The 20548-nt window shown below is 64.9% G+C and carries 23 protein-coding genes and 1 tRNA gene; 8 read left to right on the plus strand and 16 right to left on the minus strand.

The window, feature by feature from the left end; translation table 11 throughout:
• Positions 1-89: 89 nt before the first annotated feature.
• Positions 90-164, plus strand: a tRNA-Val gene (locus GGR25_RS05385).
• 23 nt (positions 165-187) lie between these two features.
• Here the strand turns inward: GGR25_RS05385 and GGR25_RS05390 are convergent.
• From GGR25_RS05390 to GGR25_RS05405, 4 genes are all read right to left on the minus strand, one after another.
• Positions 188-1432: a site-specific integrase gene (locus tag GGR25_RS05390; RefSeq protein WP_183397749.1), complete on the minus strand. Its 1245-nt coding sequence runs from the start codon at positions 1430-1432 to the stop codon at positions 188-190.
• Between the two features lie 210 nt (positions 1433-1642).
• Positions 1643-2395, minus strand: coding sequence for a hypothetical protein (locus tag GGR25_RS05395; RefSeq protein ID WP_183397750.1), 753 nt, complete (start codon positions 2393-2395; stop codon positions 1643-1645).
• Between the two features lie 363 nt (positions 2396-2758).
• The gene (locus GGR25_RS05400; protein WP_183397751.1) at positions 2759-3580 is read right to left on the minus strand and encodes a MutS N-terminal domain-containing protein; all 822 of its coding nucleotides are present in this window, start codon (positions 3578-3580) and stop codon (positions 2759-2761) included.
• Positions 3577-3993, minus strand: coding sequence for a hypothetical protein (locus GGR25_RS05405; protein WP_183397752.1), 417 nt, complete (start codon positions 3991-3993; stop codon positions 3577-3579). The genes GGR25_RS05400 and GGR25_RS05405 overlap by 4 nt, the downstream gene beginning before the upstream one ends.
• Positions 3994-4111: 118 nt before the next feature.
• Here GGR25_RS05405 and GGR25_RS05410 point away from each other — a divergent pair, with 118 nt between their 5' ends.
• The 7 genes from GGR25_RS05410 to GGR25_RS05440 all read left to right on the plus strand — a co-directional run bounded on the left by GGR25_RS05410 (position 4112) and on the right by GGR25_RS05440 (position 8659).
• Positions 4112-4357 carry a helix-turn-helix domain-containing protein gene (locus GGR25_RS05410; RefSeq protein WP_246409306.1) on the plus strand — a complete coding sequence of 82 codons (246 nt, stop codon included), beginning with the start codon at positions 4112-4114 and terminating at the stop codon, positions 4355-4357.
• Positions 4358-4895: 538 nt separating this feature from the next.
• Positions 4896-5231 carry a DUF4258 domain-containing protein gene (locus tag GGR25_RS24670; protein WP_183397753.1) on the plus strand — a complete coding sequence of 112 codons (336 nt, stop codon included), beginning with the start codon at positions 4896-4898 and terminating at the stop codon, positions 5229-5231.
• A 56-nt stretch (positions 5232-5287) separates the two neighbouring features.
• Positions 5288-5743, plus strand: a complete 456-nt coding sequence (locus GGR25_RS05420) for a helix-turn-helix domain-containing protein (protein WP_183397754.1) — start codon at positions 5288-5290, stop codon at positions 5741-5743.
• Between the two features lie 491 nt (positions 5744-6234).
• Positions 6235-6915 carry a type VI secretion system-associated protein TagO gene (locus GGR25_RS05425; protein WP_183397755.1) on the plus strand — a complete coding sequence of 227 codons (681 nt, stop codon included), beginning with the start codon at positions 6235-6237 and terminating at the stop codon, positions 6913-6915.
• Positions 6916-7064: 149 nt separating this feature from the next.
• Positions 7065-7436, plus strand: a complete 372-nt coding sequence (locus GGR25_RS05430) for a hypothetical protein (RefSeq protein ID WP_183397756.1) — start codon at positions 7065-7067, stop codon at positions 7434-7436.
• 111 nt (positions 7437-7547) lie between these two features.
• Complete coding sequence (locus GGR25_RS05435; protein WP_210299830.1) at positions 7548-7895, plus strand: hypothetical protein; 348 nt, start codon at positions 7548-7550, stop codon at positions 7893-7895.
• 341 nt (positions 7896-8236) lie between these two features.
• On the plus strand, positions 8237-8659 hold the full coding sequence (locus GGR25_RS05440) for a DUF4145 domain-containing protein (protein ID WP_246409402.1): 423 nt from the start codon (positions 8237-8239) through the stop codon (positions 8657-8659).
• Positions 8660-8960: 301 nt separating this feature from the next.
• Here GGR25_RS05440 and GGR25_RS05445 read toward each other — a convergent pair whose 3' ends face one another.
• From GGR25_RS05445 to GGR25_RS05500, 12 genes are all read right to left on the minus strand, one after another.
• Positions 8961-11183, minus strand: a complete 2223-nt coding sequence (locus GGR25_RS05445) for a phage tail length tape measure family protein (RefSeq protein WP_183397758.1) — start codon at positions 11181-11183, stop codon at positions 8961-8963.
• Between the two features lie 78 nt (positions 11184-11261).
• Positions 11262-11486, minus strand: a complete 225-nt coding sequence (locus GGR25_RS05450) for a hypothetical protein (RefSeq protein ID WP_183397759.1) — start codon at positions 11484-11486, stop codon at positions 11262-11264.
• The gene (locus GGR25_RS05455; protein ID WP_183397760.1) at positions 11473-12792 is read right to left on the minus strand and encodes a phage portal protein; all 1320 of its coding nucleotides are present in this window, start codon (positions 12790-12792) and stop codon (positions 11473-11475) included. Before GGR25_RS05455 ends, GGR25_RS05450 begins: the two co-directional genes overlap by 14 nt.
• 31 nt (positions 12793-12823) lie before the next feature.
• On the minus strand, positions 12824-13648 hold the full coding sequence (locus tag GGR25_RS05460; protein WP_183397761.1) for an ATP-dependent Clp protease proteolytic subunit: 825 nt from the start codon (positions 13646-13648) through the stop codon (positions 12824-12826).
• A 98-nt stretch (positions 13649-13746) separates the two neighbouring features.
• The gene (locus GGR25_RS05465) at positions 13747-14265 is read right to left on the minus strand and encodes a hypothetical protein (RefSeq protein ID WP_210299831.1); all 519 of its coding nucleotides are present in this window, start codon (positions 14263-14265) and stop codon (positions 13747-13749) included.
• Positions 14262-14549: a hypothetical protein gene (locus GGR25_RS05470; RefSeq protein ID WP_183397763.1), complete on the minus strand. Its 288-nt coding sequence runs from the start codon at positions 14547-14549 to the stop codon at positions 14262-14264. The genes GGR25_RS05465 and GGR25_RS05470 overlap by 4 nt, the downstream gene beginning before the upstream one ends.
• A 492-nt stretch (positions 14550-15041) precedes the next feature.
• Entirely contained in the window at positions 15042-16238 is a 1197-nt protein-coding gene (locus tag GGR25_RS05475) for a helix-turn-helix domain-containing protein (protein ID WP_183397764.1), read from the minus strand.
• On the minus strand, positions 16235-16570 hold the full coding sequence (locus tag GGR25_RS05480) for a hypothetical protein (protein WP_183397765.1): 336 nt from the start codon (positions 16568-16570) through the stop codon (positions 16235-16237). The genes GGR25_RS05475 and GGR25_RS05480 overlap by 4 nt, the downstream gene beginning before the upstream one ends.
• 466 nt (positions 16571-17036) lie before the next feature.
• Positions 17037-17795, minus strand: a complete 759-nt coding sequence (locus GGR25_RS05485) for a hypothetical protein (RefSeq protein WP_183397766.1) — start codon at positions 17793-17795, stop codon at positions 17037-17039.
• A gap of 244 nt (positions 17796-18039) precedes the next feature.
• Positions 18040-18795, minus strand: coding sequence for an SDR family oxidoreductase (locus GGR25_RS05490; RefSeq protein ID WP_183397767.1), 756 nt, complete (start codon positions 18793-18795; stop codon positions 18040-18042).
• Positions 18795-19526 carry an ATP-binding cassette domain-containing protein gene (locus tag GGR25_RS05495; protein WP_183397768.1) on the minus strand — a complete coding sequence of 244 codons (732 nt, stop codon included), beginning with the start codon at positions 19524-19526 and terminating at the stop codon, positions 18795-18797. Before GGR25_RS05495 ends, GGR25_RS05490 begins: the two co-directional genes overlap by 1 nt.
• Positions 19523-20500: an ABC transporter permease gene (locus tag GGR25_RS05500; protein WP_183397769.1), complete on the minus strand. Its 978-nt coding sequence runs from the start codon at positions 20498-20500 to the stop codon at positions 19523-19525. Before GGR25_RS05500 ends, GGR25_RS05495 begins: the two co-directional genes overlap by 4 nt.
• Positions 20501-20548: the final 48 nt, after the last annotated feature.

Genomic DNA, 20548 nt, shown 5'->3' on the forward strand with positions numbered 1-20548 from the left:
GTGGATGGCCGAAACGGCGCTTGAACGATGCGGGCCGACCTTGTATATCGCTCCCCACACCGCCGGTCCCGCCGGCGTTGGAACAGGATGGGCGTGTAGCTCAGCGGGAGAGCACTACGTTGACATCGTAGGGGTCACAGGTTCAATCCCTGTCACGCCCACCATCCTTTTCAAGTCTTCCAACAACTTAGCTAACCTCCATTTGGGGTGATACTGGATCGGGCAGCGGATTTGCGCGCAAGTTGCGCGCAAACAGGGGTCGCTTTGCGTGCTCCTGCAAATGCGCGATGATGGCCTCGGTCCCTTGCGCGACGGGTTGCAGCCATTCGCTCGCGTAATGTTCATACCAGTCGGCGGTGCGCTTTTCCCCGTGGCCGAGCCATTCGTCTCTCTGCTCCGGACCCACCTCCCGCGCTTTGTTGCGAATCTCGGTCGCCATGAAATGGCGAATGGTGTAGGGCGTGAATGGCGCCAGCCCACAGGCCTCAGCGTGACGCGCGAACGTCCGGTCGATGGTCGTGATCGCGCTTCCGTTCCATTGAAGCGGCGCATCCCTGTCCCATTCGCGAAACCAAGCCGCCAGCCCATCCGTCAACGTGATCTTCGGACGGTGCTTCTTCGTCTGCCGCCGGCCCGGCGGATTGAGGTTCACGATGCGCTTGGCGAAGTCGACTTGGCCGGCGATGCGAAGGTCGAGGATAGCCTCCGGCCGCGCCCATGTGTTGAGCGCGATGACGACATAGCGAAATAGGTTCTCCTGCCTCTTGTCGATCGCGTCTATGAACGCGGCGAACTGTTCATAGGTCGGCTGCCAGTCGCGTGGCGACGGGTCCGGCAGATCGGCGAGCAATGCGACTGCTCCCGGCTGCATGACGACGTCCGGAGCATCGTCGAGGAGCTTCACCTCGCGCGCGTTGCCGAACCCGTCATGGGCGACGACCTGACGCCGACAGAACTGGAATGCGGCGGCGACAACGGAAAGATTGCGCGCGATCGTGCCGGCTGCATGGCCCAGGCTGTCGCGAGACCAGGCGATAAACACTCGCTGCCGGATCGGGCCGAACCACGCGACCGTCGGCCGCCGCGCGCGCTCGTGTTCGATGAAGGCGGCGACCAGCGCGATAGCTCGCTTCGCCTGCACATGCGACGGCTTCAGGCGCGCGGATTGTTCGTAATAGTGATCGAGCGCCGCAAGGAGCATCACCTTGTCGGGTGAACGCTCGCCGGCGCGCGGCGCTCCCGCGAGTTCGACGAGCCGGCGCTTGGCCTCGTCGAGTATTTCCGTGCCAAGTGATCGGCGGCAAGTTCTTCCGCTTCCTGCGTCATACCAGTGAGCGTAGAGGCGGGGCGAGGCAGCAATGGTTCCGATCCAGTACCCGCAATATTCGAAGATTCGCGCACCGTCGCTGGCCGCCTCTTCTTTTGCAGCCATTCTGCAACCTCCTCCGGATGATAGAGAACCGCCCCCTTCTTGCCGGAAAAGAACGCGATCTCGCCGCGCTGGCGCGCCAGGCGCAGTTCGCGCGCGCTCAGAAGATGACGAAATCGACCGCAGATTTCCGCCTCGGTCACCAGCGAATCCATGACCGCGAGGGAGGTGGCGGCGACCTCCGCACTAGCTGCCATCATGCGCCTCCGCTGCTCATGCGCTCGTCCTCGTTGTGTCTGTGTCTGGTCGGCGTGATCTTTCAATGAGAAGTTGTTCAAGATCGCGATCGACCATGGTGAACAGCCACGTCAGGTTCACATAGAGGCCTGCTACCGGGGCAATCCGCATGTCTTGGTCATAGCGATCCGGGTTATACGGAGGAGTTCCGAGCCTTAACGTAAATTCATAGATGGGCGGCTTGGCGCTTATGTATTCCGGAGCGAAATATACGACAAACGGATTTTCGATATCTCGATGAGTATACATCGGAGGGCATTTTGAAAGAGACGTACAGAACGCCACGCACGCGGCTTCTAACGTCCCCTTCGCCTTAGAATGTTCATCGAGATTCACAAGATCGCCGTTAATCTTGGATGCGGCAGACATTGTCCTAAAGAGCGCGTCGTCTGCGTCCGAGCCGATTATCTCGTGATGGGCCCGGTGAATGACATCCTCGAACAGCATGATCTCCACGGTTCGAGCTGCCCATTCCGGTCGCCTGGTAAGCTCTACGAGGCGGTTCATGAGCGCCAGTTGATAGACATCGACCGTGCAAAACTGTCTCGGCCTTCCAGGTCCGTCGCTGACAGATGCAAGTCGGAGCCTGTTCTTGCTTAGGTAATTTGTCAGCGTATCTGCCTTGACGAGCGCTGCGCGCTGCACCTCAGCAGCGCTCCACTTCTTTCCGTCAATCAACGCGAGTCGCTGAGCATCTGTAGCGTAGGGAAGGGCTTGAACAGGCTTCACTGGCAGCGCTCCTCTGTATGGCTACATAATTAAACAGAGGGCCTCCGTATGTCTACGGAAATAAAGTGGCGTCGACACGGCGACACGCCAGGGCTCTCGTACCGTCGCCCACGCTGCCGGCAGTGAGTTGTTGCCGATGTCCGGCTTGAGCCCCGCACCGCCGCGCGAGCGTCACCCCTCCGCGTCTTCGCGGCTCGCGCCCCACTGCGTTCGTCGACGTCAACCCATTCTCCGCCGGCCGTCCGTTTGTCGTCACGCACCGGGAGCCGTTTGCGGCGCTTGGCGAGCGCCTCCCCGATGTTGTCCGATTCGCCCGGCGCGACGCCGAGCGCCAACGATCGTTCCCTCTCGTCCGCCCGCCCGTCACCACTCCTGCCCGGGTGTGACGAGCTGGACGAGTCCACGCTTGGGTTCACGACCCCTTTTGCGGGCGGCTTTTTCGTCTTCAACGATTTGGGCGATTGCTATGCCGTAGCGGGCCATCAGGAGGCTTTCGCAGGCGTCGTTCGACGCGGCCATCGGAATGCGCACGACCGGCACGCCGAGGCCGATTTCCGCGTCGTCGCAGGAAACGGGGTGGCCGAGCACGCGAGCGGCGATGGGGGCATCGTCGCCGATGAAAGCATAGCCGGACCTGTCAACGCTAAACAAAACCAAGTACATCGGATTGAGCGCCTTCAGCGCCAGACATTGCGCAACGATCTGGCCGTGGTCGATGCGCCAGACGTCATCCGCCGCGGCACGGCCATCGCTGCCCGCCGCCAGGTCGTGGATGCGCGCGGCCGCGTCGCGGATGATCGGCAGCAGGCGACCAGGGAGCCCGTTCTCGATCCCACGCTCGGCCCAAAATTTCAGTTCGTAGTCGGCGACGTATTGAAGCTGGGCCGCCAGCCCGGCCAGTGTCGTGGGGCGGCACCTGGATATCTCGACCTCGATCCGCGACTGCCGGTCGATCTGCCGGTCGCGGGCGTCGCCGTCCGGCATGCGCCCGCAAAGTGCCTCGCTGCGCCAGAGGGCGTCTATCAGGGCGAAAATTGGATCCGGTGCGGCGCTCGCCGCCGGCGCAGCGACAACGGCCAGCGCCGTCGAAACCGGGGCGAGGGCGGCCGGCGATGCGGCAGCATAGGGGATGGGCAGCGCAGCGGCAGCGGCGCCGGCGAGGACGCTTCTCCGGTTCAGCATCATGCGTCCTCCCCGTGCGCGCCCGTCCAACCGAGCTCGTCGCCGTCCGATTCGATGGCGGACATGTTGTCGAGCCAGGCCGAGCGGTCGCCGATATCGCGGGCGAGGACCGGCCGCCAGCTTTCCAGCGCCTGCTGCGCCTCCACGAACGGACCGATCGCATTCTGGATGCGCGCCTCGATCGCCTCCATCCGGCGGCGGTAGCTGATCAGCTGCATGCCGCCGCGCCGGAACTGCGCCTCCAGCGCATCGCGCTCGAGGAGCACGTCGTGCGCCGTGTCGAATCCCGTCCGCGCCATGGTGATGATGGGATGCTCGATCGCCTCGATCGCGCCGACGCCGCGTGCCACGGCGGCAACGAGCCGCGCCTGGACGGGTGTCGAGTGTTCCCGACGGAAGGGAATGACGTTGGTCATTTGCGTTGCTCCGTGGTATTTGTGCTTTCGGCAACCTTGCCAAAATCATGTATACCTAATTTCGGCAACATTGCAAGATATGAGCATAACATCTGACCAGCTTCGAGGTGCGCGCGCTATGGTGCAGCTCTCGAGAGGGGATCTCGCCAGGCTCGCAGGGGTGGCTGAGCGAACGATTGCCGACTTCGAAGGCGGCCGTCGCACGCCGATTCGCGCCACGTTGGGCGCGATTCGAAAGGCGCTCGAAACGGCCGGCGTGATTTTTGTTGACGAGAACGGCGAAGGCCCTGGCGTGCGCCTGCGGAAGGCGCGACACGACGAAGGCACCCGGCCGGACGATCTCAACGCAGGGAACGACGATTGATGCCGGCGCGCGTGCGACTCGCTCCAGGCGATATTCATCCTGACGCGGCAGCGCGGCGCATGGGCCTGACACGGGCGGAGTTCGAAGCTGTGCTCCCCCGGCTCCTTTCCCGCGGCTTCCCAGCGGCCGATCGCGACACGAGCATGTACGACCTTGACGCAATCGACGCCTGGCGCCGTCGACGACACCCCAATCTCTTTCCATTTGACGCCAGATCAGGCGAGAGCTCGGCCCGAGACATTCAAGGCCTCGTCCGCCAACGCATCGCCGACGCCAGAGCAAGAGAGCCGGAAAGTAAGGGGCATAGATCGAGTGCCCCATCGAAGCGGCCGGCGTGATCTTCGACGACGAGAGCGGCGAAGGGCCCGGCGTGCGGCTGAGGAAAAGTCTTCCGATTTGATTACGAAACGGTCATGCAAATCGGCAACAGAAGGTGTTGCGTTCACCATCTGATGACATTATCTGTGGCGTCGAACTTATCATGATGATAAGTCATTGAGCCATCGCGAGAGCGATCGGTCGTCTGCGCGGAGCGATCGTGCCTAACATCAACAAGCCGCAACCATGGGCGCCTCCCGATGCGACCGAGATCATTCGAGAGCTGGCGGCCAACACCAAGCTCAAGCTCACCTCCACCGAGCACGCCCGCGATCAGATGTCGGAACGTGATCTCATCATGGGTGACGTGCTCTATGTGCTGAAGCATGGGTTTGTGCTCGAAGAGGCACAGGCTTCAACGCAGGCAAGTGTCTTCAAGTATTTGCCGCAAAGTCGAACGCCGAACTCCGGCAATCGGACGGTGAGAGTTGTCGTCGTCGTGGACGCTGCGCGTTTGTGGATGAAACTCATCACCGTGATGTGGGTTGATGAATAGCTGCGGGAATTTGGCCCGCGGCTCCGCGGGATTAAGCCCGCAGTGAGGGGTGTAGAATGAGCACGTACCGTTATACCGATAGCGGCCTCGACAATGTCATCATCGAGGGCGTGGATGTCCACGCTGACGATGCTGGAGAGGAGTGCATCACGATCCCCAATGTGAACGGCCTCCACCAGGCCATCGCCTATGGGATCGTCAACCGCCGGTCGAGCATGACCGGACGCGAACTGCGCTTCCTGCGCACGGAAATGGGCATGACCCAAGCCGAGCTCGCCGCAATGCTGCACCGGGAAGCGCTGGCTGTGAGCCGCTGGGAGCGTGGTGAGGTGCCTGTGGATGCGAATGCCGAGGCGCTGGTCAGGCTGTATGCTGTCCAGACGCTCGAGCTGCCTGGTTCGAAGGATGTCAAGGAGATCGCTGGGTGGTGCGTTCCGAGTGCGGATACACCCCCCCTGGTGATCGACGGGTCCGATCCTGAAAATTACCGGCTATTGCAGGAGGCCGCATAGTACCGCAATTCAAGCCGGAGCCGGAAAATCCGGCCGCGGTGGGCGCGGGGCCGGTGCGTGAGGTTGAGCGCGGAAAGCCCGCAAACTTGCGGAATTTTCGGCGGCTGGCGGCGCGTTGGCGGCGAGGCGGAGAGACGCCGAGCAGGCGAACCCGGCAAATTTGCCGGTTTTGCCCGGCCCTCGGATATCGAGAGCAGACGAATCAAGGCGCAAATTTGCGCCTTGATTTGACATTGGGCTCTCCCCGACGTCCTGGTTCCGCTTGATCGCATAGTCACCGCCCCTTCCGGACGGACCCGCTGCAGGCCTCGAATGCGGCCTTGACGGCCCAGGCGGTGCTCGCACGAACATGCAGCCCCGAAATCCTCCGCGCTGCTCGAGCCGTGCTTACCGACGATGGCGCCGCGGTTCATGACCGTCATCGCTGATCGCTCGACTCCTGATTGTCTTTTCGGCACTCTCTCGTGATCGTCAGGTGAGGGGCTGATGCGATGCGTGCTTTGGGGATCGCGCTCGTGCTTGCGGCAATCGCTTCCCATTCCTGGGCGGCCGACAATGACGCGAAGATCAGGAAGTGCAGTGCAGTCGAGAATGGCCTGGAGCGCCTGGCCTGTTTCGACGAACTCGCAGCAAGCCTCAACGCCGCGGCCGATCAGAAGGCCTCTGCCGCCGCGGCCGCCTCTCCCGAGGACAAGGGACAATGGCGGCAGCTGATCGAGGCATCGAAGGTCGACGATTCCACGACGGTCATCCTGAACCTTGCTTCGAAGGGATCGATCATCGATCGTTTCGGGCGGAGGCATGACCCGACGCTGACGATCCGCTGCATGGAGAAAGTCACGGTCCTCTATTGGACGTTCGGCGACCTCTTCGTTGCCGATTCCGGCGGCTTCGGCGAGGTGACGATCCGGCTCGATCGGGAGAAGGCGAGATCCCTCCGGACAGATGAGTCGACGGATCATCGATCGCTCGGATTATGGACCGGCGGCCAGACCATCCCCCTCATCCGGAGTATGCTCGACAACGAAACGATGCTGGTCCGCATGACGCCTTACAGCGAGAGCGCGATGGAGATGGAGTTCGACATCAGAGGCCTTGCAGCCGCGGTCAAGCCGCTGCAGGCCGCCTGTGGCTGGTCGGCCGTCGCGAAGCCCAAGGCTGCAGCGAACTGAGGCGATAGGAGGTCGGCGGCTATGGCTACGTACCGACAACGGAAGGCTGCAACTGCATCAATGCAGCCGCAGCCTCGTGGGCGAGGGCGCCACGATCCCGCGCGATTGTCCCAAGTTCGGGTTGAGCGATCTGGAAACTGGACGACCTCATGACATCCCGGAAGGCCGACGCCTCGTTTCTCGGGCGCACTCCAGCTTTCGTCTCGCCGGAAATCGGCGCCGCCGAGCTCTGTATTTCAATCGGCACATGGGACCGCCTCGTAGCGGATGGTTACCTGCCGCCGCCAGTGCCGGGGCTGGGCAGCATCCGCCGCTGGCGCTGGATCGATGTCGAGGCCAAGGTCGCCGGGATGAGCCCGGCGGAAATTGCATTGCAGAGGGGGCCGGCGGGTTTAGCATCGTCCATCGGTGCCGTATTGGAAGAGGACGACGAGGCCAAACGGGCTGCAGTGGCCGCCGTCGTAAAGGCGTCTGAGGGTTTCGGGCGCGCGATGAAGCGAAAGCGTCAGCCGCGATCCTAAAGACAATATCGCTCGATCGAGAATGGCGCCGACCCTCGGCACGATCGACGCGCGAAACGGAGGTGAATCAAGATGCGCGCCCGACGCGAGCCGAATGCAGAGACTGCATCGATGCAGCCTGCGCCCGTGCGCGTGAAGGACGTCGCTGCGGCGTTCAACGTGTCCGAGCGCATGATCTATATGGCGCGGTGGCTGGGCGAAAACCGTCCGGACCTCATTCCAGAGATCGAGGCCGGACGGCTCAAGCTGGCACCCGCCTACCAGCAGGCGCGGGGCCTCACGAAGCCGAAGCAATCAGGCTACGACAAGCTCGAACAGGCTTGGCGTTCGGCGACCGACGAGGAACGCATGCGTTTCATCGCACAGATCTTCGAGGGTTTGGCGCTCGCGCGCCAAAGGCTGGAGAGCGGTGAGCCGTCGGAGAGCGCTGAGGAAACGACTTCAAGCCATTGGGGATAGTAATTGGCTGACCCTTATAACTGGATGTGCCACTACTGCTGGCATTCGCAGACGGCGACCGACCAGAACACCCATCGTTCTTTTGAAACCATCCGGGACGGGATGCCGGTCGACGGGCGTGTGGGTTTGCGCACCGACGCGGTCCGCTGTCAAAATCCTGAATGCGGCAAGCTCACCCTTACATTGAATCTGTGCAAAGCTGTATTTGACGGCTCTAGCTTCCGTGCTGGGGGGTCGTATATCGATGGTCGCTTCTCCCGGGCAATACATACAAGAACCAGCTGGAATACATTCCAATCGCTATTCGAAACGATTATTACGAGGCATACAGTATTCGCTCGCTGAGCCCAAAAGCCAGCGCCACTTTAGCGCGCCGGTGCCTTCAGGGAATGATTAGAGATTTTGCGGGGATCAGCAAAAGCCGCTTGATCGACGAGATCAAAGAACTCAAGCGTATGGCCAACGAGGATCGTGCGCCCAAAGGTGTCTCGATCGACGCAATTGAAGCTATCGATGCTGTTCGACAGATCGGGAATATCGGCGCTCATATGGAGGCCGACATCAACATTATCGTCGAGGTAGACCCCAAGGAAGCCGAAGAACTCATCGGCTTGATCGAGCTGCTCTTTGAGGAATGGTATGTAGCAAGAGCCGCTCGAGAGCAGAGGTTCGCACGGCTCAAGGGGATCGCCGATGAAAAGGCTGCCCTCAAGGCCGCCGGGAAGTCGCCAAACGAGGGCCTCGGTCTCGCGGACAAGAGATAGCGTCACGACGCAGCGCGGTTCGCCGCGCTCATTCACGCATTGAGCCCCACGGACAATGGGCAAGCTGATGCGTAGGCTGGTTGAGGCACTCATCACCGTCATCGATGCAGCCGAACCGCTGGAAACGATGAAGGTCCGCCGGGCGCCGCTCCAGTCCCGCAGAGGAATGGCTCGACGGTCGCAGCTCGATTTCGGCTTCGGCTACCGACGTCAGTGACAGCATTCCTGCTGCTATGCCCACGCTGCCGCTAGTCGCGGATGGCGGTTCGCCATCCCGGCCGCGGTCGACCGGACTGTCCGTTCAACGCACCTTCTGCCGCCGCGCGGCATACTGCCCGCGCATGGCACTGTCGAGGTCGCCGCGTGCCGTGCCCTTGCGGACGACCGAGAGGATGACCTGTTCGCCATCCGGGCCGCGCTCGCGCCGCGCCTGGACCTCGGTTTCGGAGCCGGCATAATTGTTGACGGTGATGCTCGACGATCCGGAATTCTGGTTGGCGACCTGCGGCGCGCCATAGGGCTGCACAGTGGCGCCGCGGGGGAGATAGGCGACCTCCGGCCCGCGCTCGCCGACGACTGTCCAGCCGCCACGCCAGTTCGACGTACCCGCCGCGTTGTGCCCGATGCCGCCCTGTCCGAGCGCCGCCCCGCCACCGCCTCCGAAGATGCTGCCGAGGATGGACGACAGCCAGCCGCCGCCCCCGATGGACGCCCCGCCGCCAAACGCGCTTTCGAAGACGCTGTTGAGGGCCATGTCGACGAGGCGGTCCTGAACCTTTGTCAGCATGTTATCCATCGCCTCGAGGGCCGTCGCGCCGCCGCGGATGTCGGAGACGAAACCCTTGGTGATGTCGAGGCCGAAATCCCGCCATTCGCCCATCGTCTCGTTGAGGGCGCCCTGCGCGGTCCGGAAGTCGTAGAGCGCGCCCGCAGCGTCCATCACTTCCTTGGCCCTTTGATGGGTGATCGTGATGCCCGCCTGCTGCAGCGCGTTGTATTGCTCCTGTTCGCGCGCATTACGGCTCAGCTGGTCCTTCTCGAAGCCGAGCGACGAAACGACGTCGTCGATCGCCTTCTTGCGCCGCTCTGCCTCGCTCTCTTCCCGCCGCGCTGCGGAAATATCCGCCCGCGTCGGCACACCCCAGTCCGACGTCAGGTCATATTTCGGGTTACGGCGCGGGAGCGGCACATTGGAATCGACGATCCTCTGCATCGCCACGCCCGCCGCCCCCGCAGCACGCGCCCGATCGGAGGCGCCGGACGAGTCGGCGACAGCCGCGCGGAGCGACGCCGAGACCTGGTCCTCATTCGAGAGGTTCGGCATCGCGATTCCTGCGATCGTCCGCATTGCCTCTGCATACCGATCCGCCCGGCCCGAAACCACGTCCAGAGCCCCGCCGAATGCCCGCAACGTGCCCTGTGCCTCGGCCAGCTTCGCGCTCATCGTGGATGCGTCGTCCGATGCATCGAGAAGGGCAAAGCCAAGCTTTTGCAGTTCGCGATTATTGGGATCGAGCGACATACGGTCGGCCACGGCCTCTCGAAAGGCCTGAATATCCGGCGTACCGCGCTCGGCCGACGACGTCAGACCGTCGATCGCCGCCGTGAAATCGCGATAGGTGGTGATGACATTGCGCTGGCCAGATCCCGTGCCGAAGAGGAGATCGTCTGTTACGGGCGCGATCTTGCCGATCAGATCGCGAGTCTGGATCTGAAGCTGCCGCCCGAGATCGGCAATATCGCCAGCGATCCGGGCTGAAACGACCGAACGGCTTTCGGTGGCATAGCGCTGGGCAGCAACGCTCGCTTCGCCATATCCGTCCCGGATCTTCGTGATCAGCGCGTCATGCGCCTCGAGCGTTTCATCCACGCTCTTGATCGCCTCGCGAGACATGACGGAATAGGCGAGGACGCCGGCGCCGAGGGCGGCCACGCCGGCGATTGCCAGACTGGTGGGTGTTGCCAGCGCCATCAGCGAGCCGCCGATCCCAGTGACCGCCCCTTTTATGCCGCCTTCGCCCATCTGCAGCACCTGCAGGACCTGGCCGCCCTGTTGCGCCAAGATCATGAATGGCGACTGGCCGGACACGAGGCCGGTCGCGATATCGTTGAGCTGGAAGGACAGGTTCGCCATCTGATGCGAAGCAAGGCCGGTCGATTTCGCGAGGTTGTCGTTGCCGACCGCAAGCACGTTGTAGCGCTGATGCAGCAGCAGGACGTCGTCGGCCGCCTGCGCTGCCGTGATATGGCCCTGCTCCATCGCGCGGATGATCGTGCCTTGCCCCCGCTCGAACAGCACCTGGTTGCGATAGGTCTCGTCGATCGACCGCTTGAGCCGATCATAGGCGCCGGCCGACGATATGACCTTCTTCGCGGACGTGTCCGTCTGCTTGCCGACCGTCACCGCGCCGGCGGCGACCTTCCCCTGCGCGTCGGCGATGCGATCGAGCCCCGCCGTGACCGCTTCGAGTCCCTGGGACTCCGCATGGATCTTCAGCCGTCGAATGGTCTCAAGCGTTGCCATGGTTCTCTTCCCTTCGGGTCGATTGGTCTCACTCTGTCGTCAGTCAGCTTCCCGCGGGGGGCACGACCGCCAGCGCCATTACTCCTCGATCACCGGCACGCGGAAGCGCTGGCCGTCGATCTCGATCTCCCGCGCCGCGATGAACGACTTGTCGCTTTCGGCGAGCCTGTAGGCGGGCCCGACGCGGAGGCTCGGCGCCGGGCGCTTTTCCAGCGCGAGGACGCGGCGCACCAGCGCCTCCACGTGTCCGCAAAGCGCGGCAATCGATCCGCCCGGCGGGGTCTCTTCATCAGGCTTCGTCATGGCTAGTTTCCTTCATCATGGCGCCGATTCTGGCGAGGTGGGCAGCTGCGACCGCGTCATTCGATTGAGCACTCGGAGAGGACACCTCGCCGATCCGCTCGAGCGTCGTGTATTGCTGCTGCATGACGCGCTTCTCGCCGCCGCCGCCGGCGGGCGTGCGATTCATGTCGAGATAGGCGCGCCATTCATCGGCGCTGATCACGCCGTTCTGCCGCGCGATCTGGAGACCCTCGTTCTGGCTCTTGAAGTCGCCGCGCAGCAGGCCGCGAAGGTTCATCTTCGTGTAGAGCCCCATGCGGTTCTGGCCGAACAGCTTGAAGTCTGCCTCATCCTCGAACCGCTTGGCCCAGGGCGTGACAGAGTCGACGACGACCTCGATCGCCTGGTGCTCGATGTTCGAGAAGGTCGCGCGCAGCAGGTGCATGACCTTGTGCGGCGGCACACCGAACCAGCGGCAGATTTCCTCGACCAGGAACTGATGCGCCTCGATGAGCTGGGCCTTCTCCGCGTCGAAGCCGATCTCTTCAATGTCGGCGTCGAGATCGAGATGGGCGGTGCGGAACGCATTTCGCGGCCCACCATGCATCTCATCGAACTGCTCGCGCTGCACCTCGAGGGCTTCGGGGGAGAGCGCCTTCTTGTTCTTGATGATCAGGCCTGGACGGGCGCCATTGCCGAAGAAGGCGGCTCCGAAGAGCTGCGCAGCGCGGGCCCAGCCGATCGATTCCGCCGCATAGTCGATGACATTGACGCCGACCGGCCCCTCGCCGAAGCCGCGCACATGGAACATGCGCATCAGTTCGAGGATCGTCTTCGGGCCGGTGCCGTTGGAGACCTCGTAATACAGCGCTCCGGCATCGATATCCGCGCCGTAGGAATCCTGCATCGGCTCCTCCGCGCGGCAGGGCGTCACCCGCTCCGGATGGATCGGCCAGAGGGCGAAGGGGCGGCCGAGCGCGTCGGGCTCGATCTCCGCATAGCCATTGCCCCAGCGCGCCGCCCAGTGCGTGAGCGTCTCGCGAAACTGGAACGACGACCATTCCCGCGCCGGCCGCTTGGAGAGCAGCCAGTCGACCGGGTGCAGTCGCTGTACTTCCGGACCGCGCTCACCGTCGCGCATGACATGCCAGGGCAGCACGGCGACGGTCTGGGACAGATAGCGCAGGCACGCCCAGACGGCCGCGAGCTTGACGGCGTCGTCCGGCGTCACGCGGACGCCGGCAACGGTGCGGCCGAAGCGCGATGCCCGCGAGGCACCCGGCGATCGCGGTTCTCCCGTAAGGCGGGCCAGAAGTCCGGCGGCCATGCGTTGCATCCAGTGTTGAACAGCCGGCATCTCAGCCTCCCTCTCGTTCCTCGGGACCGCCCGCGGCGAGCGCCCGCAGGTAGTAGCGCGGCAGCCCGAAGGCGATCGGCCGGCCTGCCGCCGCGGCCGCGTTCGTCATCGCCCTGACCGACGCCAGTGCCGCGGGGGCCGCCCCGCCGGCGACGCCGATCACCTCGGTCAGGATGCCGGCCGAGAGAGCCTTGATGATCGGCAGCGGACGTTCGTGCGCCAGTTCGGCGAAGGCCTCGCGCTCGGTGAGCCCTGTGCGGTCGACGAGGATGGCGACCGTCGTCGCATCGATCGCGTTGCAGTCCCGGGCCGCGCGCGCCAGCGGCACGGTCGTCCACCGCTGCCGGCTCGCTCCGTCGCGGACGGCCTCGGCCTGGTGCAGCAGCAGCTCGGCGTTCGGCAGCGCTCTGCGCTCATCCGCGGCCAGCAACGGCAGCATGGCGGCCGAGCAGCAGCGGGCATTGACCGTCGCCACCTTGCGGGCGGCGGGGTGCTCGCGAACAAGGCGGTAGAGGACAAGGCCGACATATGCGTCGCCGCCGGGCGAGTTGATATCGATGCGCAGCTCGTCGGCGCCGACGCCGGCAGCGAGAGCGCGCTCGACCCGCCGGCGCAGGGCTTCGTCTAGGACGCCATTGATGCGTATCGTGGCAGTGCGCGGGCCTTGGCCGCCGCTCGCGCGCTTGGCCTCGGCGAGCAGGCGAAGGGCTGCGGTGCGCCGGGCACGCGGCGCATGGGGCAAGGCCGACTCAGCGAAGGACGTCCGCCGGTTCTGCCGCTTGACGGACCGGGGATTGCCGATCGTGACTACATCTTGGGGGCGCATGTTCGACCTCCTGGCATGGCCCTCGCGGGGTCCCATCCGGCGCGATCCGCGAGGGCCTTTCCGCCGTGCCGGCGGCGTCGGAGCCTCGCGCCGGGAGGCTATTTGAGGCAGATCCGCGCGGACCGGATGCTGCTGATGACCGACGGCCCCGCGCTTGCGATGCGGGGCGCGTCGAGACCATTGGCCCGGGCGAAGCCGTCGATTTCGAGCAAGATCGTCGCCGCATCCTCGGCGAGGGCGAGCGCCTCGGCGATGAGTTCGCGCGCTGCGTCGGTCGTCGGGTTTGTCGATTCGATGAAGGCGGGCGTGTGCTTCTCGGCCAGAGAAAGCAGCTTCTGGCGCGCTGCTGCGGTGTCCGCCTCCGCGGCGGCAAGCTCGATCTTGGCCGCTGAAGCCTCCTTCGACGGCCGAAGCAGTTCGGCGGCAACGTCGGCCTGGCAGAGCGCCGTGTAAACTTCGTTCAGCCGGCGAGCCTCGATCCGCGCTGTCGTGTGTTCGCGGCGGGCGGCCTGCATCGATGCAGGCACGCGCAGCGTCATCGCAGTCTTCAACGCATCGATGCGTGCGGCGAGGGAGGTTTTCCCCGTCGGGAGGCGCGGATTGAAACTCTCGTTCATGGCGATTCGTCTCCGGTTTCGTGATTGGGTAGCAGATCGTCTTCTGGCGACCTGTCACGCGTGACGTGAACGCCCAGCTCGCGCCGGGCATCTGCGATCAGCCGCGCGATCGCGGCCTCGATCTCGGGCTTGCTCTCTTCGTTCCAAGGCTTGAGCCGGCCCGTCTCGCTCAGCCAGTCGACGAGATCCGCGAATCGTTCGATCCGGATCGTGAGCAGCTCCTCGCCGGCGCGAAGCCGCGCCCGGCGGCGGGCCTGTCGTTCGCGGGGGGACATCGGGTTCATGGCTGGGGCTCCGGCGCGTCGAAGGGCAGCTCGGCGACGGCCGCGTCCGCCCTGGAGCGCGCCCGGCGCCGCAGATACTCGGCGCGCCGCGCTTCGGCCGGGGAACCGTAGCGACGCTGCGCCGCGTGGACGCATTCCGCCGAGCAATAGGGCGATGCGGACCCTGGCGACGGGGCCAGGAACTCGGCGTTGCAGTTTCGGCAGATCCGAAGGCGACCAGCGCGCGTCGACGGCTTCACCGCCGCGCGGGCCAGGCTTCGGCCCTTCTCCCGGTGTCGCGTCGCGGCGCACCCGGGCGAACAGAAGCCCGGCCGCCGGCCCGGCGTACCCGCGGAGCGCGAGACGACGAACACCCGCTGGCAGACGAGGCAGGCGAGGCGATGCTCAGTCACGGCCCCGCCTCCGAAAAATAATATGCAATCCGAAGCGTCTTACGGAAGCGGAGGCGCTTGAAATGGCGGAATTGTGCGATTTCGTAAGGCACGATGGTGGTCAATCCATCCTGAAACGTCGCGCGCCGGGAAAAAAATCTGCCACTGTGCCCCATAGCGGTGGAGCCCCCCAACGGCCTAGAGAGCTGACCCCCCATGCCCCCTCGGGGTCGGCCGCAGGCGCCGCCTCGGCCTCTGGCCAGGCGCCGGGCATCCAGGCGAAAGGCGTCGAGAGCTCTGGCAGTCGGAGCCCCTCGTCGGCGAGCGCCTCGCGCCACGCATCGAAGGCTGGCGAGCCTACGGCGATCTTGCTCAGTGCTGCCTCGTCATCGGCAGTCGGCAGACCGCCCGGCGGAACCGCATAGGACTTGCCGCTCGCGGCCTGCTGCAGCATGAACTTGACGCTCTCGCCGGCCCGCCGCCTTCGATGGAAAATGCACCACCATGCGATCCCGAAGGCGGTGAGCGGTTGACCCGTCGTGCCGGCAGATGGGCTGGCGCTCACCCGTTCCCAGCCGTGTTGCCTGAGGTAGGTCGCGGCGGCGCAGATCACCGATCGTCCGTCCGCTCGCGTCGCCAAGCGAAAGCCGTCGATGCCGTCGACGGCGCGTCGCTTGTCGTCAGCGTCTAGCTTTCGCCACGCCGCGAAGGCGCGCTCGAGGTCGTCCGTCCTGGTCGGCCAGCGATCCATGAACGCCGTGAACGCGCGGTCGGATCGCGGATCGTCATCGCTCACGGGGGGAGGCTTGGCTTCGCTGGCCTGCCCAGCGCTCTCGCGCGCATCTCTCTCATACGGATCAGATTGATGTTTATGCTTTATATGGCCACCGGCACCACGTGCCGATGGTTTCGGCACCACGTGCCGATGGTCCACCGGCACGTCATGCCGGTGGCTGGGAGTATCCACCGGCACATGATGCCGGTGGCGTTCCTCTAGCAAAGCGCCCTGTTTGTTCAGCTTTTCCGATGGATCCGAGGCAGCGTTTTCGTCGCCCAATAGCAGGCGAAACCGGTTGCCCGTCATCGTGCCGTCGGAGCGCCGATCGCGTGTTCGCTCCAACAGGCCGAGCCCCTCGAGATGCTCGATCGCCTTGCCAACTGTTCTGACCGCGAGCTCCGACTGCTCGGCCAGCTTACCGATACTTGGAAAGCACGTGCCCCGTTCGTCGCAATAGTTGGCGAGCAGCATCAGGATCATCTTGGACGGCGCGTGCCCGGTGTGCGCCCGCAGCGCCCAGGTCAGCATTTGCAGGCTCATCGGGCGACCCCGCTGGCCCGCTTCGCGCGTCGGCGGGAGGGCGCAATTTGGGCGTCCGCCAGCACCTCGATCGCGTTCGCGAGCTGCGTGCCATCACCATCGAAACGAGCATGAACGCGAATTTGGCCGTGGTCGACGAGCGACGCCACCGCACGGCGGACCTGTTGCCGTGTCAGCTTCAAGGCCACCCCGATGTCGACCAGCGACACGGCCGTCCAACGACGGACGTCAGCGCTCTCGCGCAGGAAATCGTGCACCAGCGCCGCATAGCGATGAGGACGGCGAAGCCGCGCGGGGATCGCGTGCCCGCAATGAGGACAGAATTTCAGCATGACAGAGAGCCTTACCGGCTCCACGCCACACGTGCCGCGCCGCACTTCCGTGCCGCTGCCCGACACAGCGAACTTGCGCGCAACTTGCGCGTCAATCCGCCTTCGTTCCCGTTATCTTCTGCTGACGTTCGTATCGGACTGGAGGATATCAAGCGGCGGCTTGCCACGCATTCCGCGCTCCCCGCCTTCATTGACATCGTAGGGGTCACAGGTTCAATCCCTGTCACGCCCACCATCCTTTTCAAGGGCTTAGCGAGAAATCGCTGGGCCCTTTGTCGTTTCTGGCGCGCAAGACCGCACCGCCGCAAGCCGCAGCTTTCGACAGTCGCTTTGCAATCCGATTGAGAAACCTGGCGTCGCCCGCCTCGGCAGGCATGACGGTCGAGCGCGGCTCCGGCGCTGTTCGTATCGTCGCGTCAGACGCGAATCGGCCGGCCGCCCGGGGGCGGCCGGCCGACGCTCTGCCTTAGTAGCAGGGCGGGTAGGGGTAATAGCCGCAGGCCGGCGGGGGCGGCGGGTAGGGATAGGGATAGGCGTAACGCGGGGCAGCCGCGGCGGCTCCGGCGACCGCGCCGACCGCGACGCCGGTTGCGACACCCGCCGCGACGGCAGCGCCGGTTCCGGCGCCATACCAGGCGCCGTGATAAACCGGCGCATGCCAATAGGCGCCGCCACCGCCGGCGACCGTGCCGTGATAGCCGCCGGGCGTGCCGTAATGGGCGGCGAACCAGTCGATGAACAGCGCGGCCGGGCCCTTGGCGCCGTCGAGGTTGCCTTCGAGCACGACGACGTCGAAGGTCAGCGTCGAGCCGTCGAGCTTCGGCGACTTCAGCGTGACGACGGCGTCGCTCACGTCGGAGCCGTCGCCGCCGAGGACCGAAATCGTGGCGTTCGGCGGATCGATGTCGAAGCTGTTCTTGCCGACATCCCACTGCTGGATGAACTGCGCGGTCGTGACATGGCCGGCGGCGCGAATCGGCCGGTCGGCGAACACGATCGAATTGGCCGAGACGCCCGTGAGGGTGAGCTTGGTGCCCTCGAGCGTCGCGCCGGCGGAATTGATGACCGCGAGGGACGGCTCGGGTCCGGTCGGCGTCACCTGCCCGATGGTCTTCGCCAGCGGCACATGCGGCTTCTTGGGCGTGTCCGCCGCCCAAGCGGCGCTGGCCGTCATGCCGAGGACGCCGAGCAACAGCGTCGCCCGCGCCAGATCTCTGAATTTCATGTCGAGAACCTCCTTCATTGCCCTACGAGGCCATCTGCGCGAGGCAGGCGACAGGCCGCCCACATCCACCCCAACGGCGTGAAGCAATCGCCACGACTCGTTCGGCGTCTGCTCTCCCGTTCCGCGCACCATCGGGTCTTACCGGGTCTTGGGCCGGCGAGCCAGAGGCGGCGCACAGGACGCCCGCGCGCAACGGCAGAGCGGGGGGGCTTTTGGGCGTGTGGGCAGCGGCAGACGGAGCCGCCTACCAGCCGCCGTCGACCGCGATGTTCTGGCCCGTGATCATGCGTGAACGCTCGGAGGCGAGGAAGACGACGAGATCGGCGACGTCGTCGGCTTTTATCCGCCCCTTGAGGCACTGGTTCTCGAGAATCCAGTCATTGTATTGCTGCAGCCGGTCGGCGAAGACGCGGTTCTCGGCCTCCGAGACGACGGCGCCCGGCGAGACCGCGTTGACGCGGATGTTGAACGGGCCGAGCTCGCGCGCGAGCGACTTGGTGAGCCCGAGCATGGCGCCCTTGCTGGCGACATAGGGGACATAGCCGTCCCAGCGGCCATTCAGCGTCACCGAGCAGAAATTGACGATCTGGCCGTTCCGCTTGCGCTTCATGCCGGGCGCGACCGCCCGGGCGAGGGCGAAGGTCGCGGCCGAATTGACGCGGAGCTGGTCCTCATATTCCTCGATCGAGAAATCCTCGAACGGCTTGTTGATGATCAGCGCCGCGTTCGAGACCAGCACGTCGATGCCGCCCACCGCGTCCGCGAGGCCGCGCACGAGCGCCTCGCTCTCCTTGAGCAGGCCGAGATCCTGCCCGACATAGCGCGCCGCGACGCCGTGGCGCTCTGCGATTTCGGCGGCTCGTGGCGCGCCGCGCGGATCGTCCGGCCGGTCGAGCAGCAAGAGGGCCGCGCCGAGCCGGGCGAAGGCCTCGGCCTGCGCCGTGCCCAGCGTGCCGAGCGCGCCGGTGATGAGAACCGTGCGTCCCGCGAAGTCGCTCATCAGAGATATCCGTGCACTTCGTCGATCGAGGTCTCGCCGACCGGCCGGTCGAAGACGATCTCGCCGCGCGCCATGGCCACGATGCGGTCGCAGCATTGGAACACGTGCTGCATGTTGTGCGAGATGAAGATGCCGGTGACGTTCTGCTTCTTCAGATCGCGCACGAAGCCGATGACCTTGTCGGTCTCCTTGACCGAGAGATGGTTGGTCGGCTCGTCGAGGATGAGCACCTTCGACTTGAAGTGCATGGCCCGCGCGATGGCGACGCCCTGCCGCTGGCCGCCGGAGAGTTCGCCGACCAGCGCCTCGGGCGAGCGCAGATGCAAATCGACATCGGCGATCGCCTGGACGCTCTCGCGGTCCATCTTCTTCTTGTCCATCCAGCCGAAGCCGAAGAGCGACCAGGTCAGCGGCTCGCGGCCGATGAACACGTTGCGCGCGATCGTCATGGTCGGGACCATGGAATTGTACTGGTAGATCGTCTCCAGCCCCAGCTCCATGGCCTGGCGCGGATTGCGGATCCGCACGTCGCGGCCCTCGATGCGGATCGAGCCCGCATCCGGCTCGTGCACGCCGGAGAGGATCTTGATCAACGTCGACTTGCCGGCACCGTTGTCGCCGACGAGGCCGACGGCCTCGCCGCGATTGACGGTCAGGCTGACATTCTTGAGCGCATGCACGCCCGAGTACCATTTCTCGAGGCGATGGCATTCGATGATCGGGGTCTTCATGCGCCCGTCTCCACCTTGATGGCGCGGGCGCGCCGCGCGAGCCACATATTGGCGATGACGGCGATCATGATCAGCAGGCCGATGGCGAACTTGAACCAGTTGGCGTCGACGCGGCTCATGACCATGCCGGAGTCGATGACGCGGATGATCGCCATGCCGACGATCGCGCCGAGCACATTGCCGACGCCGCCGGACAGCGCGATGCCGCCGATCACCGCCGCGGCGATCGCCTGGAGTTCGACGCCGTCGCCGAGCGAGGGGAGCGGCGAGGCGATGCGCACCACCTGGATGATCCCGGCGAGGCCGGCGCAGAGCGAGCAGATCATGAAGCACACGATCTTCACGCGATGCGTGGGAATGCCCATGGACTTGGCGGATTCGAGCGCGCCGCCCGTCGCCCGTGCCCAATTGCCGAAATTGGTCCGCTCGAGCAGCAGGTAGATCAGCACGGCGAGGCCGATCATCCAGAGCGTCGAGACGCGGATGAAGCCGATCGGATCGGTGAACGCCCAGGTCGGTGCGTCGCTGGGCAGAGCCGGCGCCGCACCGCTCTGGTAGATGACGACGCAGAGGCTGCGCAGGATGAACAGCATGCCGAGCGTCGTGATGAAGCTCGGGATCCCGAAGGTCAGCGAGATCGAGCCGTTCAGGAAGCCGACCAGCAGGCAGACGGCGAGGGCAAGCGCGAAGGCGATCCAGAACGGCATGCCGGCGGTGGTCAGCGAGCACAGCACGATCGGCGCGAGGCCGAACATCGAGCCGATGGAGAGGTCGAATTCGCCGGCGATCATGAGGAGCCCGAAGCCGAGCGCCATGATGGCGAGCTCGGGGAAGAGGCTCAAAATGCCGCGCAGATTCTGGTAGGACAGGAACAAGCCGTTGGAGCGAATGGTGAAATAGCCGACGAGCGCGACGAGCACCACCAAAGCGACCAGCTCGGGCCTTTCCATGTAGATCTTGAGCAGGCGCTTCATCGGCGACGTCCTCCGGGTGCCGGTGGCGGTCGGAAGGCGGCCGTTGCC

The organism is Kaistia hirudinis (assembly GCF_014196455.1).
GTDB lineage: Bacteria > Pseudomonadota > Alphaproteobacteria > Rhizobiales > Kaistiaceae > Kaistia > Kaistia hirudinis.